Raw genomic sequence first — 16399 nt, 5'->3', positions numbered from 1 at the left:
GTCAGGGGGCGGCGCGGCCCTCGGCGAACGCGGCGAAGGCCGTAAGGGACTCGGGGTTGGCCAGGGCGCCCTTCGCGGCGGCCCGGTCGACCGGGGTGCCGGTGAGGATCTTCTTGACCGGCACCTCCAGCTTCTTCGCGCTCAGCGTGCGCGGCACGGCGCGGACCTGGTGGATCTCGTCCGGCACGTGCCGTGGCGACAGGGCGGTACGCAGCTCGCGGCAGATCTTCTTCCGCATCGCGTCGTCGAGTTCCAGGCCCTCGGCGAGCACCACGAACAGCAGCAGCTCCCCCGCGCCGCCCTCGTCGTCCTCCAGGTGCACCACCACCGAGTCGACCACCTCGTCGAGGCCCTCCACCACGGAGTAGAACTCGGCGGTGCCGAGACGCACGCCACCCCGGTTGAGCGTGGCGTCGGACCGACCGGTGATGACGCAGCCGCCGCGCTCGTTCACGGTGATCCAGTCGCCGTGCCGCCACACCCCGGGATAGACCTCGAAGTATGCCTCCCGGTAGCGCACGCCGTCCGGGTCGTTCCAGAACCCCACCGGCATGCTCGGCATCGGCTCGGTGATCACCAGCTCGCCGAGCTGACCGATGACCGGAGAGCCGTCGGCGGATCGGGCCTCCACCTTCGCGCCGAGCGCGCGGCAGGCGATCTCACCGGCGTGCACCGGCAGCAGCGGCACCCCACCGACGAAACCGGTGCACACATCCGTGCCGCCGGAGAGCGACTGGAGTTGGAGGCGGTCAGAGACGTTCTCGTACACCCAGGTGAAGCCCTCGGCGGGCAGCGGCGCGCCGGTCGAGCCGAGGCCGCGCAGCGCGGACAGGTCGGCGATCTCCCGCGGCACCAGCCCGGCCTTGCGGCAGGCCAGCAGGAACGGGGCCGACGTGCCGAAGTAGGTGGTGCCGGTCTCCGCCGCGAGCCGCCACAGCGCGCCCAGGTCCGGGTGGCCCGGGTTGCCGTCGAACAGCACGATCGCCGCGCCCACCGCCGGCCCGGAGACCAGGAAGTTCCACATCATCCAGCCGGTGGTGGTGAACCAGAAGAACCGGTCGGCCGGACCCAGGTCGTGGTGCAGCGCCAGCATCTTCAGATGTTCGAGCAGGATGCCGCCGTGGCCGTGCACGATCGGCTTCGGCAGGCCGGTGGTGCCGGAGGAGTAGAGCACGTACAGCGGGTGGTCGAACGGCACCGGCGCGAAGGCCAGCGGCTCGTCGGTCTCCGCCGCCAGCTCCGCCCAGGCGAGCGCGCCGTCGGGGGCCGGGCCGTCCGGATCGAGGTACGCGATGCCGACGGTGTGCCGCAACGACGGCAACGCGGCCCGGATGGCGGCCACCTCGGCGCGCCTGTCGACCGGCTTGTCGCCGTAGCGGTAGCCGTCGACCGCGACCAGCACCGTCGGCGCGATCTGCTGCCAGCGGTCGGTGACGCTGCGGGTGCCGAACTCCGGCGCGCAGGACGAGAAGATCGCGCCCAGGCTGGCGGCGGCGAGCAGCAGGACGTACGTCTCCGGGATGTTCGGCGCGTACGCGGCCACCCGGTCGCCCGGGCCGACGCCGAGGCGGCGCAGGCCGGCGGCCACCCGGCGGACCCGCTCCCGCACCTCCGCCACGGTGAGCGTCTCCGGCGCGCGGGTCTGCCCGTGCGCGATCACCGCCGGGTCGTCGTCGCGCAGCCCCGGCATGCGCAGCACGTTCTCCGCGTAGTTGAGCGTGGCGCCGGGGAACCAGCGGGCGCCGGGCATGGACCTCCCGGCCAGCGTTGCGGTCGGGGGCGTGTGCGCCACCACCTGGAAGTAGTCCCAGATCGAGCCCCAGAACCCGTCCAGGTCGGTGACCGACCACTGCCACAGCGCGTCGTAGTCGGCGAACTCCAGCCCCCGGTGCTCGGCCAGCCAGCGCAGGTAGTCACCGATCCGGGACCGTTCGCGCACGTCCGCCGGCGGCGTCCACAGCACGTCACCCACTGTCACACCCTCCCCTGAGGCCCGGCACGACACTGTGCATGGGCCGTGGCGCCATCTTGCCCTACCCGGTGCCGCCATTCTCCGCACCAGGCGCCCCTCGTACGGCGTGCCCACCCCACACCCCCCGCCCCCTCCCCATGTGGGGTGTAAGGAGGGGGCCCTTGTTAACGCATTCTGCATAGGCGGGGGCCCCGCTTAACACCTCAGGTGGCGCGGTGGGCCTGGATGGCGCGGCGGCGGGCCAGCCGGTGGGCGCGCCGGATCTCCGCCTCGCGGAAGCGGCGCTCGTCGTCCGGTGACTCCGGCAGCACCGGGCGCACCGCGCGGGGCGCGCCCCCGACGTCCACGCCCACGAAGACCAGGTACGCGGTGGCGACCCGCACCGGCTCGTCCTCGGCCGAGTCCCAGCGCTCGGCGACCACCCGCACGCCGACCTCCATCGACGTGTTGCCGGTCCAGTTGACCTGGGCGTGCGCGTGCACCAGATCGCCCACCCGGACCGGCTCGGAGAAGACGATCTCGTCGATGGACGCGGTGACCGCGGTGCCGCCGCTGTGCCGGGCGGCCGACGCGCCGGCCACGTCGTCGACGAACTTCATCAGTACCCCACCGTGCACGGTCCCGTACAGATTTACATCGACAGCGGTCATGATGCGACTCAGCGTGACGCGGGAGTACGAGGTCGGCTTACCCGACGGCACCGCGGGATGATCTGTCATGCCGGAAACGGTACGGTGCGCGGATGCGACATCTCTGGAGCTTCCTCGCCGGGTTGGTGGTGGCGCCGGTCACCTGGGTGCTCGTCACCCTCGGTCAGGACGGATCTGGGCGGACCGTCAACCGCTGGGTGGAGATCGGTACGTACAGCACCCCCAACCTGATCGAGCCGGCCGTCTATCTCGGCGTGGCCGGCGTCCTGCTCGGCCTGCTCGGCACGCTGCGTTTCTCGCCTCTCGGCCCGCTCGTGGCGGGGCTGCTGCTCGCGGTCCCCTACCTCTGGCTGTTCGTCGAGCCCTTCAGCGTGCGGGACCGGGTGCCCGGCGACCTGAAGCTGCTCGGTGACCCGCTGCCGCTGCGCCAGCCCCTGGACAACGGCACGCTGTTCCTGATCGGCATGTTGTTGCTGATGGCCGTGTTCAGCGGCCAGCGGTGGCGGAGTCGACCCGCACCGCAAACGGACGGGGCGGAGCTGACCCCGGCCGTTCCGCCGGTCGAGTCGACGCCCGCGTCGAGCGACTGGTCTCCGCCGCCGGCGCCGCCGAGGGACCCGGACACGGCCCCGCTGACGCTCGCCTATCCCGACACCCCCACCGAACCCCTGCCTCGCCGGACCGGCGGCGAGTCACCGTGGTCCGCTCCCCCGCGCGGCGGCACCCGGCCGGACGGCCCGACCGACCTTCGTTGACCGGCGCGGGCGGGCCGGGAGTCCCGGTCCGCCCGCACAGAACAGCCCGGTCAGCCCTTCAGCAACTGCCGGGCCATGACGATCCGCTGGACCTGGTTGGTGCCCTCGTAGATCTGGGTGATCTTGGCGTCCCGCATCATCCGTTCGAGCGGGTAGTCACGGGTGTAGCCGTAGCCGCCGAGCAGTTGGACCGCGTCGGTGGTGATCTCCATGGCGGCGTCCGAGGCGAAGCACTTGGCCGCCGCGCCGAAGTAGGTCAGGTCCGCGTCGCCGCGCTCGGACTTGCCGGCGGCGGCGTACGTGAGCTGCCGCGCCGCCTCCAGCTTCATGCCCATGTCGGCGAGCATGAACTGGATGCCCTGGAACTCGGCGATCGCCTTGCCGAACTGCTTGCGCTCCTGGACGTACCCCTTGGCGTAGTCGAGCGCGCCCTGGGCGATGCCGATCGCCTGGGCGGCGATGGTGACCCGGGTGTGGTCGAGCGTCCGCATGGCGGTGGCGAAGCCGTCGCCCTCGGCGCCGATGATGCGGTCGGCCGGGATCCGGACGTTGTCGAGGTAGACCTCGCGGGTGGGTGAGCCCTTGATGCCGAGCTTCTTCTCCGGCGCGCCGAAGCTGACGCCCTGGTCGGACTTCTCCACCACGAAGGCGGAGATGCCCTTCGAGCGGGCTGTGGGGTCGGTCACAGCGAAGACGGTGTAGTACTCCGAGACGCCCGCGTTGGTGATCCACCGCTTCACGCCGTTGAGCACCCAGTGGTCGCCGTCACGCACCGCCCTGGTGGTCATCGAGGCGGCGTCGCTGCCCGCCTCCGGCTCGGAGAGGCAGTAGGAGAACATCGCGTCGCCGGCCGCGACCGGGGTCAGATATCTGCGCTTCAGCTCCTCGGAGCCGGCCAGTAGCAGCGGCATGGTGCCCAGCTTGTTCACCGCCGGGATCAGCGAGGACGACGCGCAGGCGCGGGCCACCTCCTCGATCACGATGGCCGTGGCCAGCGCGTCCGCGCCGGCGCCGCCGTATTCGACCGGGACGTGCGGGGCGTGGAAGTCGGCCGCGCGCAGGGCGTCATAGGACGCCTTGGGAAACTCGCCTGTCTCGTCCGCCTCCGCGGCGTGCGGAGCCACCTTGGCCGCACAGACCTCACGGACCGCCTCCCGGATCGCCTCGTGCTCCTCCGGCAACCGGTAGACGTCGAACGACTGCTCTGCGGCCACGTCGGCCCCCTTTCACGGCTATCATGCGCAGTCTGTGCTGCCCGGGGGCCGCCGACTGCCGCAGACTGAAGGATAGCCACCGGGCCTCGACCGGAGCTACCGGCGGGTAGGATCGCGCCCGAGCGTCGCCCACCCGACCCACTACCCTCACACCAGAATCAGGTCCCCTCGGTGCCCGGCCCAGGCGCCCCAGCAGAATGCGACGCGAGGATGCGCCGCCAGTGCGAGCGGAGAAGACAGGCGTGACGATCCCGTACCCGAACTCCCAGCCGATGCCCGCCATCGCCGCGGTGACCCCGCCCTCCGGCGCGGCCCGGCCCCGGGTGACCTTCCTCGGCACCGGTTACCTCGGTGCGACGTACGCCATCTGCTATGCCGAGCTGGGCTACGAGGTGCTCGGCTTCGACGTCGACGCGGACAAGATCGCCAAGCTGAACGCCGGCGAGGTGCCGATCCACGAGCCCGGCCTCGACGAGCTGCTGCGGCGCAACCTGGCCGCCGGCCGGCTGCGGTTCAGCACCGACATGCAGGAGACCGCCGACTTCGGCGACGTGCACTTCATCTGCGTGGGCACCCCGCAGCGGGCCGACGGCATGGGCGCCGACCTGTCGTACGTCGAGGCGTCGGTGACCAGCCTGGCCCAGCACCTGACGCGCAAGGCGCTGATCGTCGGCAAGTCCACCGTGCCGGTGGGCACCGCCGAGTGGGTGGAGCAGTTGGTCGGCAAGCACAGCCCGGACGACCTCGGGGTCGAGGTGGCGTGGAGCCCCGAGTTCCTCCAGGAGGGCTTCGCCGTCGACGACGTGCTGCGGCCCAACCGGATCGTGGTCGGGGTCAAGAGCGAGTGGGCCAACGGCATGCTCTTCGCCGCCCACAAGGGCGTCTTCGACCTGGCCGCCACCGAGGACCGCGAGGTGCCGCTCGTGGTCACCGACTTCGCCACCGCCGAGCTGGTCAAGGTCGCCGCGAACGCGTTCCTGGCCACCAAGATCTCCTTCATCAACGCGATGGCCGAGGTCTGCGAGGCCGCCGGCGGCGACGTCACCCAACTCGCCCGCTCCATCGGGTACGACCCACGGATCGGCAACCGTTTCCTCCAGGCCGGGCTCGGCTTCGGCGGCGCGTGCCTGCCCAAGGACATCCGCGCCTTCCAGGCCCGCGCCCAGGAGCTGGGCGCCGGCGAGGCGCTGCGGTTCCTGCACGAGGTCGACCTGATCAACCTGCGCCGGCGTACCCGGGTGGTGCAGCTCGCCGCCGAACTCCTCGGCCGCCGCTCCGGGCCCGCCGGCCCGGACCTCTCCGGCACCCGGATCGCGGTGCTGGGCGCGACCTTCAAGCCCAACACCGACGACGTACGCGACGCGCCCGCCCTGGCGGTGGCCGCGCTGCTCGGCAAGGCCGGCGCCGACGTGCACGTCTTCGACCCGCAGGGGATCGAGAACGCGCGCCGCGCGGTGCCCGACCTGGCCTACGAGGAGACCATGACCGACGCCGTCCAGGGCGCCGACCTGGTCTGCGTGCTCACCGAGTGGGCCGAGTTCCGCAACGCGGACCCGGTGGCGCTGGGCGAGTTGGCCAACGGTCGCCGGGTCGTCGACGGGCGCAACTGCCTCGACTCCACACTGTGGACGCAGGCCGGCTGGGAGTACCGCGGCCTGGGCCGCCCCTGACCGATCAACGTCGGGCCGGCCGGCCGGGGACCAGTTCCCCGGCCGGCCGGCCCCTATTGTTGTCCGGAACGCGCCCGCAACTGTCGAAATCCCGGCCCGGTCAGGGCATGCTGCCACTGAGAGGTCCACAGTGCGGGGCGTGGGCGGACGGGAGACTGTCGTGGAGAGCTTCAGATGCGCCTCGTGCGGGCGGGAGATCAAACCCGCCGCCGTCTGCCCGCACTGCGGCGCGGAGCAGCCCCAGTGGGCCGAGCACCTGGCCGACATCGAGCGCTCGATCGCCGAGATGAAGGCGCGCGACGCCGAGATCGCCCGCGAGCAGCGGCAGATCGCCGCCAAGATGCAGGCCGCGCTCTTCCAGCGCGACATCCTGGCGCACGCCGGCGAGGAACGGATCAAACAGGCCACCCGGCCGCGTAAGGTGCTGCGCCGGCGTCCGGGGCGCCGGCCGCCCACCGCCGCCACCGGCGCGCCGCCCCGGGTGCCCCGGCAGGGCACGCCGCCGCCCACTCCGGAGGACCTTCCCCCGTCACCGCCCCGCGGTCGCCCACAGTGGCTCGACGCGGACGACCCGGAGCACCCGCCCGAGGCGTCCTCCCGCGAGGTGCAGAACATCCCGCTCGGGCTCGCCGGGCTCCTTCTCGGCATCGCGGCTGTCGTCTTCGCCGCGGTCGCCACCAGCTCGATGGACGCGCTGGCCCGGCTCGGCGTGCTGCTTGTCGCGACCGTGCTGATGCTGCTCGCCCCGCCGGTGCTGGCCCGCCGCGGGCTGACCTCGACCGCCGAGACCATCGCCGCCGTCGGGCTGCTGCTGGTGCCGCTCGCCGGGTACGCGGCCTGGACCGTCGACCGGATCGGGGGCGGCACGTCCGGTGCCGCGTTCGCCGGAGCGATCTTCCTGGTCACCACCCTGGTCGCGGTCGGGTACGCGTACGGCACCGGGCTGCGCGCGCCCCGCTTCGCCACCGTGCTCGCCGCCCAGCCGGTGCTGCCGCTGCTGGCGTACGAGCGGATCACCGGCCCCGCCGGTTGGGCCCTGGTGCTCACCGTGGTGGCCGTGCTGGACCTGGCGCTGGCCCGGTCCGCGGTGATGCTCGAACGGCCGGTCCGGTCGGACCTGCCCCCCACCACGCCGGCGGCGGTCCCGCGCCGCCAGGGCGCCGACGACGACCGGCCCGAGTCGGCGCCGGAGGAGTCCGCCGAGGTGCTCGGCGGTGAGCCGCCCGCCGGCCCGGCCGCCGCCGCGCCGACCCGTCCGGTGCCGTGGCTGCGCGAGGCGACCTGGCTGCTGCACGGTGTGGCGGTCGCGCTCGCGCTGGCGTACGCGGTCACCGCCCTGCTGCGCGCCACCACCGTGTCGGCTGCCGCGGGCGCGGGCACGGTGCTGCTGCTGGCCGCGCTGACCGCGCTGGCCGGCACGCTCGTGTTGCGCCGGCCGCCCCTGCCCGACCTGGGCGCCGGCATCGTCACCCTCGCGGTCATCGGCGCGCTCGGCCGGGTGGCCTCGGTGGCCCTGCCCGGCCGGTCCCTGCTGTTCATCGCCGCCGTCATCGCGCTCACCGGCGTCGCCGTGCGGGCCATGCCGGAGGTGACCCGCCGGGGCCCGCAGCTCGCCTCCGCGGTGGCGCTGACGGTGAGCGGCCTGGTGGTCGCCGGCGGCGCGCTGCGCGCCGGGCTGGCGCCGGTCCGGGCGGCGCTGCCGGCCTGGTCGGCGGACCTGAGCGGGTGGCACGCCGAGCTGGCCCGGGCGGTCGGGCCGACCGGCTGGCAGCTCGCCGCCAGCGCCCTGCTGCTCACCGTCGCCGCCGTGGTCGCGCTGCCCCCCGAGATCCGACGCGAGTTCGCGGTGGTCGGCGCGGCGCTCACCGCGCTCGCCGTGCCGGCCTCCCTCGGGCTGGGCTGGGCGGCGGCCTGCTGGCCGATGCTGCTGACCGCCGTCGCGATCGGGGTGCTCGGGCTCAGCGCCGGCACGGAACGCGCCGCCGTGGCGCACGCGGTGACCGCGGCCGTGCTGGGGCTGGCCGGAGCCGGTGCCGCGCTGGCCCGGCCCGCGCTCACCGCCGCCGCGCTGACCCTGCTCTTCCTGGCCGGGGCGTTGGTCTCGCTCGCGCCCCGGGTCCGGCTCGCCGCCGCCGCGACGGACACGGTCTGTGCCTGGGCCGCCGGCGGCGCCGCGTTCGCCCTGCCCGGCGCGGTGGCCGCGTTCGTCGCCGCAAGCGTGCCGACGCCGCCGATCTCCACCCCGGCCAACCTGCGCGAGATCACCGTACCGATCCTCGCCGCGAGTTTCCTCGGCGTCTGCGTGACGCTCGCCTACGCCGCCCTGGTCCAGGTGGCGCAGCGGCAACTGAGCATGCCGCACGCGCTGGGCACGGTGTTCGGCGCGGTGGCCGTCGTCGCCGCCGCGTTCGGCGCCCCCGGGGCGACCTCGGCGGACGCCTGGGTGGGCGGCCTGCTGCTGATCGCCGCCGCCATGCTGGCGCTGGCCCCGCGGATCGACGCCCGGAGCCGCGCCGACATGTCGTTCGACGGGTCGGACCTGGCCCTCGCCGCCACCACGGTGGCGCTTGTCGCCACGCTGGCCCGGATCGCCGCGGTGCTCGCGCCGGGCGGCCAGCTCGTGGTGGCCGCCGCGCTGGTGCTTGTGGTGGCCGTCGCGGCGCGGGCGCTGCCGGAGGAGTGGCGGCGCGGACCCGTCCTCGGCATCGCGGCCGGTGGCACGTTGATCGGCCTCGTCGCGGCCTGGAGCGCGCTGCGCGGCGGGTTCGGCGTGCTGGCCACCCCGGGGCCGATCTGGGCGGGCGACCTGAGCGGCTGGCCGGCCGCACCCACCGGCGGGGCGGCGTGGCAGGCGCCCGTCGCGCTGGCGCTGCTGGCGGTGACCGCCGCCGTCCTGCTGCCGCCGCCGTGGAAGTACGACATCTCGGGCGTGGCCGCGGTGCTGGCCACCGTGGGCGCGCCGGCCGCGTTCGACCTGCCCTGGTGGTCGCCGGTGCTTGTCGGTTGCATGGTGGCCACGGTCTACGGGATGGCCGCGGCGGCTGCGGCGGACCCTCGGGCGGCGCTGTCCCGGGCCACCGTGGCCGGCGTGGTGGCGCTGCACGCCACCGGCGCCGGACTGGTCCGGCCCTGGACCACCGCGCTGGCGCTCAGCAGCGTCGCGTTGATCGGGGTGACGGTGGCGGTGCTGGCCCGGGCGCTCGCGCCGGCGCTCGTGGACGACTTCCGCACCGAGGGCATGCCGCCGCACCTGGTGCAGGTGGGCGGCGCGGCTGCGGGGGCGGCTCTGCTGGCGCTGCCCGGAGCGGTGGCCGCGCTGTCCGCCGAGTTCGGCCGCCCGGCGCAGGTGATACTCACCGCGGCGCTGGCCGCCGCCAGCATCGGCCTCGCCGTGATCGCGGCGGTCCGCCGGCAGGTGCCGCAATATCTGCCGTACGCCAGCGTGGCCGTGGTCGGCGGGGCCACCGTCACGGCGGCTGCCGCCCTCCTCGTCCACCTGCCCGCCGGTGTTTTCGCCGCCGCCGCGGCGCTGCTCGGTGTGCTCGCCGAGCTGGTACGGGCGGCCACCGTCCCGCCGGCCGGCTCGGCCCGTCCGGTACACCGCTTGTCGGTGCTGCTGAACGGGGCGCTGCGCCGGGACCCGGACGCCGGCACCGAGCTGCGGTGGCGGGTCAGCCCGGCCGCCGGGGCGCTGGCCGCGGCGGCGCTGCCCACCGCGCTGGCGCTCGTCACGCTGGCCCCGTCGCTGGGGGTGGCGCTGTTCTCGACGTTCGCGGTGCTGGGTCGGGTGTGGCAGGGGCCGCCGCCGGAGCTGCTCACGCCGCCGCCGGAGGCGGTGGACCCCACCCACGTGCTCACCGCGCTGCTGCTCACCGCGACCGCGGCGCTGGCCGCGACCGGTTTCAGCGGCGGTCGCCGCTCCCGGGCGGTGCCGGTGGTCCTGCCCGGCGCGGCCCTCACCCTGCTGATCACGCCGGTGGCGCTCGGCCAGGGCTGGCCGGTGACCGCGCAGGCCGGGCTGGTGGTGTTCACCATCTCGATGCTGGGGTTGGCGTTGACCCCGCCGCCGGCGCTGGCGGAGCCGGGCCGCTCGATCCGGGTCGCCCGGGTGCTCGTCTTCGCCATCGGGTTGGCCGCCGGCGGCGCCGGGCTCGCCGGCGCCCTCGCCACCCGTGATCTCACCCTGATCACCCTGGGTAGCGCGGTGGGTGTGGGGGCGATCGCCGCGTTCTTCGGCACCACCCAGCGGGCCCGCATCCTCGGCTGGTTGTTCGCCTCGCTGATGGCTCAGCTCTTCGTGCTCACGCTGGGGCTGGTGGCGGGGCTCGCCGCGGTGTGGTCGGCGTTCGGGGTGCTCGCGGTGGGCGCGGCGTTGCAGGTCTTCGCCGCCACCCTGCCCCGGCTACGCCGGCCCGAGGCGTACCGGGAGGCGGCCACCGTCGAGTGGAGCGGTTACGGGTCGGCGCTGATCGCGCTGGCCCTGGCGTACGACTCGCCCCGGCACATCGCCGCGTTGCTGGCCGCCTGGGGCGCGGTGCTCGGGGTGGCGGCCAGCCGCCCGGGTCGGCGGCCGATGGAGCGGAACCTGCTGTTCTGGGCGGTGGTGGCGTGCGAGATCACCGCCTGGTGGATCCTGATGCGGGTGTCCGACGTGGCGCTGCCCGAGGCGTACACGCTGCCGTTCGCGGCGCTGGCCCTGCTGGTCGGGGTGCTGCAACTGCGCCAGCGGCCGGACATGTCGAGCTGGGTGGCGTACGGGCCGGCGCTGGTGACCGCGTTCCTGCCCACGTTGGCGATCGTGCTGGCGACCGACTCCACCATGCTGCGCCAGGTGCTGCTGCTGTTGGGTGCCGTGGCGGTGCTGATCTTCGGCTCGACGAGCCGGCAGCAGGCGCCGGTGATCGTGGGCGCGACGGTGACCGCCGTGGCCGCCGTGCACGCGCTGTTCAGCCTCGGCCCGTGGCTGGTGCTGCTCCCGGTCGGCCTGGTCCTGCTGGTGCTCGGCGCGAGCAACGAGCGCCGCCGCCGCGCCCAGGAACGCCTCCAGACCGCGCTGCGCGGCATGCGATGAGCCGTGGGTGGCCGGGTCAGCCCAGCGAGGCGCGGAGCGCGGCTTCCTTCTCGGCCACCAGGTCCTCCAGGCTCGCCTGGTAGGCGACCATCCGGTCGCGCAGCGCCGGGTCGGAGGCGCCCAGGATGCGGACGGCGAGCAGCCCGGCGTTGCGGGCGTTGCCGATCGACACGGTGGCGACCGGCACGCCGGCCGGCATCTGCACGATGGACAGCAGCGAGTCCATCCCGTCCAGGTGCTTCAGCGGCACCGGCACCCCGATCACCGGCAGCGGGGTGACCGACGCGACCATCCCGGGCAGGTGGGCCGCGCCGCCCGCCCCGGCGATGATCACACGGACGCCCCGACCGGCGGCCTCCCGGCCGTACTCGATCATCTTGAGCGGGGTGCGGTGCGCCGAGACCACACCCACCTCGTGCGGCACGCCGAACTCGTCGAGCGCCTCGGCGGCGGCCCGCATGGTCGGCCAGTCCGAGTCACTGCCCATGATCAGCCCGACGGTGCTCACGGTGCTTCCCTTTCGTTCGCGACTGCGGGGCTCGCAAGCTCACTCCTCGCGCTCACCGGTCTCCCTCGTGCAGCCAGCGGGCGGCCCGCGCCGCCCGGGCCCGTACGTCTGCGAGATCGGTCCCGAGCACGGTGACATGCCCGATCTTGCGGCCCGGCCGGACCTGCTTGCCGTACAGGTGCACCTTGGCGCCGGGCTCGGCGGCGAACAGGTGGTGCAGCCGCTCGTCGATCGACATCCCGCCCGGCTCCCCGCCGAGCACGTTCGCCATCACCACGACCGGGGCGGTGAGCGACGTGTCCCCCATCGGATAGTCGAGCACCGCCCGCAGGTGCTGCTCGAACTGCGACGTGCGGGCGCCCTCGATGGTCCAGTGCCCCGAGTTGTGCGGGCGCATGGCCAGCTCGTTGACGACCAGCCCGGTGGGCGTGTCGAACAGCTCGACCGCGAGCAGCCCGACCACGCCGAGCGCGGTGGCCAGGTCGATGGCGAGCTGCTGGGCGGCGAGCGCCTGCTCCTCGGGCAGGTCCGGCGCGGGCGCCAACACCTCGACGCAGATGCCGTCGGACTGCACCGTCTCCACCACCGGGTACGCGGCGACCTGCCCGAACGGCGAGCGCGCCACCTGCACGGCCAGTTCCCGGCGCAGCGTCACCCGCTCCTCGACAAGCAGCGGCGTGCCGCCGGCCAGCAGCGTCGCGGCCAGCTCGGCGGCCTGGTCGGCGTCGTCCACCATCCAGACGCCCCGACCGTCGTAGCCGCCCCGGGCGGCCTTGAGCACCACCGGCCAGCCGGTCTCCGCGCCGAACGCGACCAGGTCGGCCGGGGACTCCACCGGACGCCAGGCCGGGTTCGGCGCGCCCAGCTCGCCGAGCCGCTCGCGCATCACCCGCTTGTCCTGCGCGTGCACGAGCGCCTCGGCCGGCGGGAAGAGCTTCACGCCCTCGTCGGCCAGCGCGCGGATGTGGGCGTTGGGCACGTGCTCGTGGTCGAAGGTGACCACGTCGCAGCCCTTGGCGAACGTGCGCAGCGCGGCCAGGTCGGTGTGGTCGCCGTACTGGACGTCGGCGGCGACGAGCGCCGCGCCGTCGTCGGGGGCGAGCGCCAGCACGCGCAGCGACTGGCCGAGGGCGATGGCGGCCTGGTGGGTCATCCGGGCCAGTTGGCCGCCGCCCACCATGCCGACGACGGGGAGTCCGGTACGGGAGTCCATAGCGCCGCCAGCCTAGCCGGGGCGGCACCGGACCGGACCGCGAGGGCGGCCCCCGGACCCACCGCCCGCGCGGCCCGGCCGCGGCGTCCCGGTCCCGACGGCCCGACCTTCGCGACCCGACTCGGGCGGCCCCGACCCGGCGGCCCGACTGCGGCGGGCCGACCGGGGCTCAGCCGGCGAGCGGTGTCACGATCCGGCGCGGGGCACGGGCGACCTCACGGGCGGTGGCGCGGGCGATCAGGAGCGAGCCGACCACCGTGGGCGCGAGCCAGGCCACGAGGTTGCCGTCGGTCATCTGCACGGCAAAGCCGGTGACGAAGGCGATCACGGTGCTGCCCATCAGGTTGAGGTGCCAGATCCGCCAGCCGCGCGCACCGAGACGACGCGGGCGGCGACGGGCGATCAGGACGCCGCCGACAAGCCAGCCGAGCGTCAGCGCGCCGAGCACCGCCAGCCCCCACAGCCGGGCCGGGTCGAGGGCGAAGAGCCCGAGGGCGCTGAGGCTCAGGCCGAGCGCGGCGATCGCGTAGGCCCAGCCGAGCAGCGTGTGACGGCCCCGACGCTTCGGCGCGAGCAGCACCGGCAGCGCGAGCAGCAGGCCGACGGCGCCGCAGCCGGCATGGACGAGAACGAGCACGGTACGCACGACGACTCCCCTCCCCCGACATCCCATTGTGGGAGGTCGCTTACTCAAGCGTCCGACCTGACACAATGGGATGTCAAGACGATTCGAGGAGTCCGCCGCCCATGCCCGAACGGCCGCTCAACGCCACCGCCGCCTCCCTGCTCGGCTTCCTGCACGACGGCCCGATGACCGGATGGGATCTCCTGGAGCACGCCCAGCAGCGGATCGGCGCGTTCTGGTCGCTCACGCAGAGCCAGGTCTACCGGGAGCTGGCCGCGATGGCGTCCGCCGGATTGGTCCGGGCCGGGGCACGCGGACGACGCGACCGGCAGCCGTACGAGATCACCGACGCCGGACGCACGGCGTTCGCCGCATGGGCGCTCAAGCCTCCGGCCGACGAAACCATCCGCTTCCCGCTGCTGCTCACGGTGCTCTTCGGACGGCATCTCCCACCGCCGCGACTCGCCGAACACCTCGCCACGCACCGAGCCACGCACGCCGCCCGGCTCGACGAGTACGAGCAGGTGGCCGCCGCGCTGCCGGACGGCGCCGACGACGTCGAGCCCTACGCGGTGGCGACGCTGCGGTTCGGCGTGGCCTACGAGCGGGCGGTGCTGGAGTGGTTCGACACCCTGCCGCAGGCGTTGCGGTCCGGCGCCACGGCCCCGGACACCGACGCCTAGCCGAGCTGGGCGACCAGCTCCTCCACCGAGGTCACCGGCCGCTGGCAGACGAAACCCCGGCAGACGTACGCGGTGGGCCGCCCGTCGACCATGGGCCGGCCGGCCAGCAGCGGCACGCCTGGTTGGTCCGGGGCGCCGGCGACCACCACCGCGCCGGGCGGGGCGTGCCGGTGGGCGGCAGCCAGCAGCGGCTCGCCCACCGGGTCGTCGGTCGCCACCGCGATCTCGTACGGCCCGGAGAGCAACGCCTCGCCGGTCGTGGCGGCGTAGCCGGTGAACCGGGCGTGCCGGTCGACGATCGGCGCGACGGTCGACAGGGTGATCTCCGCCGCCTCCCGGTAGCGGGTCTCCCCGGTCAACGCCGCGTACGCGACGAGCGCCGCGACGATCGACGAACGGCCGGACGGTGTCGCGTTGTCGGTCGGGTCGGCCGGGCGGGTGACCAGGCGCTCGGCGTCGTCCGCGGTGTCGTAGAAGGCGCCGTCGGGTGCCGCGAACCGGGCCAGCGCCACGTCGAGCAGCTCACCGGCCAGGGTCAGCCACCGGCCCTCGCCGGTGAGCTGGTGCAGCGCGCAGAACGCCTCCGCGACGCAGCCGTAGTCCTCGAGCACCCCGGCCGGCTCGCCGACCACCCGGTCCCGGGACACCCGGCGCAGCCGGCCGTCCACCAGGTGCACGGCGGCCAGGTGCTCGGCGGCGTCGCGCATCGCCCCGTCGGCGACGATGACCACGCCCTCCATCAGGTTGGCGTCCTCGTCCGCCGGGTCCGCGTAGAGCGCGGCGACCTGCTGGAACTCCGCGAGCGCGGTGATCGCCAGCCCGTTCCAGGCGGCCACCACCTTGTCGTCGCGGGCCGGTTGGGGGCGGGTGTCCCGGGCGGTGAGCAGCCGACCCACCACGTCCCGCCAGCGGGCCCGGACCGCCGGGTCGGCGTCGTCGACGTCCCGGGCGAGCTTCAACACGCTCGCGCCTTCCTCGAAGGTGCCGTGCTCGGTGACGGTGAACAGGTCGGCGGCGAAGCGGCCGTCGTCCTCCCCCAGCGCCTCGACGAGCTGGGCGGGCGTCCAGACGTAGGTGAGCCCCTCGACGCCCTCGGTGTCGGCGTCCAGCGCGGAGGCGAAGCCCTCCCCGGCCCGGTGCATCTCGTCGGCGAGGAACCGGGCGGTGTCGCGGGCCACCCGGCGGGCCAGCCGGTCGCCGGTGAGCCGCCAGAGCTGGGTGTAGACGCGCAGCAGCAGCGCGTTGTCGTAGAGCATCTTCTCGAAGTGCGGCACGGTCCAGTGGCCGTCCACCGAATAGCGGGCGAAACCGCCGGCGAGCTGGTCGTTCAGGCCGCCGCGAGCCATCGCCTCGGCGGTGTGCCGGACGATCTCCAGGCTCCGCGCCGACCCGGTGCGCCGGTGGTGCCGGAGCAGGAAGAGCAGATTCATGTGTGGCGGGAACTTCGGCGCGCCGCCGAACCCGCCGTTCGTCTCGTCGTACTCGCTCGCGAGCTGGGCGGCGGCGGCGTCGAGCAGCTCGGCGGTGAGCGGGGCGGTCACACCGCCGACGGCTTGGGCGCCGCCGATCGCCTCGACCACGGCGGCGCCCTGGCGCAGCACCGCCTCGCGCTGGTCCCGCCAGGCGGTGGCGACCGAGTCGAGCAGCCGGACGAAGTTGGCGCGCGGGAAGTAGGTGCCGCAGAAGAACGGGGTGCCGTCCGGGGTGGCGAAGACCGTCATCGGCCAGCCGCCCTGGCCGGTCATCGCCTGGGTGGCGGTCATGTAGACGGCGTCGACGTCGGGGCGCTCCTCGCGGTCGACCTTGACGCAGACGAAGTCGTCGTTCATCAGCCGGGCCACGGCCTCGTTCTCGAACGACTCGTGGGCCATCACGTGGCACCAGTGGCACGCCGCGTAGCCGACGGAGATGAGCACCGGCACGTCGCGCCGCTTCGCCTCGTCGAACGCCTCGGCGCACCAGGGCCACCAGTCGACCGGGTTGTCGGCGTGCTGGAGCAGGTAGGGCGAGGTGGCCTCGGCGAGTCGATTCACCACCC

Annotated in this window: 11 protein-coding genes; 4 read left to right on the top strand and 7 right to left on the bottom strand. The window is 74.3% G+C overall.

All coding sequences use genetic code 11. The annotated features are described in order from the left end of the window. Position 1: 1 nt before the first annotated feature. Both O7619_RS08800 and O7619_RS08795 read right to left on the bottom strand, forming a co-directional pair. Positions 2 to 1972, bottom strand: a complete 1971-nt coding sequence (locus O7619_RS08800) for an acetoacetate--CoA ligase (protein WP_282286892.1) — start codon at positions 1970 to 1972, stop codon at positions 2 to 4. A 203-nt stretch (positions 1973 to 2175) separates the two neighbouring features. After that, complete coding sequence (locus tag O7619_RS08795; RefSeq protein ID WP_282286891.1) at positions 2176 to 2691, bottom strand: acyl-CoA thioesterase; 516 nt, start codon at positions 2689 to 2691, stop codon at positions 2176 to 2178. 23 nt (positions 2692 to 2714) lie between these two features. On the opposite strand from O7619_RS08795, the gene O7619_RS08790 reads away from it, so the two are divergent. Further along, positions 2715 to 3377: a hypothetical protein gene (locus tag O7619_RS08790; protein WP_282286890.1), complete on the top strand. Its 663-nt coding sequence runs from the start codon at positions 2715 to 2717 to the stop codon at positions 3375 to 3377. Positions 3378 to 3427: 50 nt separating this feature from the next. On the opposite strand, the gene O7619_RS08785 is transcribed toward O7619_RS08790, so the two are convergent. Further along, on the bottom strand, positions 3428 to 4591 hold the full coding sequence (locus O7619_RS08785; protein WP_282286889.1) for an acyl-CoA dehydrogenase family protein: 1164 nt from the start codon (positions 4589 to 4591) through the stop codon (positions 3428 to 3430). A gap of 242 nt (positions 4592 to 4833) precedes the next feature. Between O7619_RS08785 and O7619_RS08780 the strand changes: the two genes are divergently transcribed. Both O7619_RS08780 and O7619_RS08775 read left to right on the top strand, forming a co-directional pair. Then, positions 4834 to 6261, top strand: coding sequence for a UDP-glucose/GDP-mannose dehydrogenase family protein (locus O7619_RS08780; protein ID WP_282286888.1), 1428 nt, complete (start codon positions 4834 to 4836; stop codon positions 6259 to 6261). A 160-nt stretch (positions 6262 to 6421) separates the two neighbouring features. Next, positions 6422 to 11332: a permease gene (locus O7619_RS08775; protein ID WP_282286886.1), complete on the top strand. Its 4911-nt coding sequence runs from the start codon at positions 6422 to 6424 to the stop codon at positions 11330 to 11332. A gap of 16 nt (positions 11333 to 11348) precedes the next feature. Here O7619_RS08775 and purE read toward each other — a convergent pair whose 3' ends face one another. The 3 genes from purE to O7619_RS08760 form a co-directional block, all read right to left on the bottom strand. Continuing rightward, complete coding sequence (gene purE, locus O7619_RS08770; protein ID WP_281584878.1) at positions 11349 to 11840, bottom strand: 5-(carboxyamino)imidazole ribonucleotide mutase; 492 nt, start codon at positions 11838 to 11840, stop codon at positions 11349 to 11351. 52 nt (positions 11841 to 11892) lie between these two features. Beyond that, a complete protein-coding gene (locus tag O7619_RS08765) occupies positions 11893 to 13053 on the bottom strand; it encodes a 5-(carboxyamino)imidazole ribonucleotide synthase (protein WP_282286885.1) in 1161 nt (386 codons plus the stop codon). Positions 13054 to 13222: 169 nt separating this feature from the next. Then, positions 13223 to 13699 carry a hypothetical protein gene (locus tag O7619_RS08760; RefSeq protein WP_282286883.1) on the bottom strand — a complete coding sequence of 159 codons (477 nt, stop codon included), beginning with the start codon at positions 13697 to 13699 and terminating at the stop codon, positions 13223 to 13225. 101 nt (positions 13700 to 13800) lie between these two features. Between O7619_RS08760 and O7619_RS08755 the strand changes: the two genes are divergently transcribed. Further along, positions 13801 to 14361 (top strand): helix-turn-helix transcriptional regulator, encoded by a 561-nt coding sequence (locus O7619_RS08755; protein WP_282286881.1) that lies wholly within the window; start codon positions 13801 to 13803, stop codon positions 14359 to 14361. Here the strand turns inward: O7619_RS08755 and O7619_RS08750 are convergent. Beyond that, positions 14358 to 16394, bottom strand: coding sequence for a thioredoxin domain-containing protein (locus O7619_RS08750; protein WP_282286879.1), 2037 nt, complete (start codon positions 16392 to 16394; stop codon positions 14358 to 14360). The genes O7619_RS08755 and O7619_RS08750 overlap by 4 nt on opposite strands. Positions 16395 to 16399: the final 5 nt, after the last annotated feature.

Source organism: Micromonospora sp. WMMD998 (assembly GCF_029581235.1).
Lineage (GTDB): Bacteria > Actinomycetota > Actinomycetes > Mycobacteriales > Micromonosporaceae > Micromonospora.
This window is presented reverse-complemented; position numbering and strand designations above follow the sequence as displayed.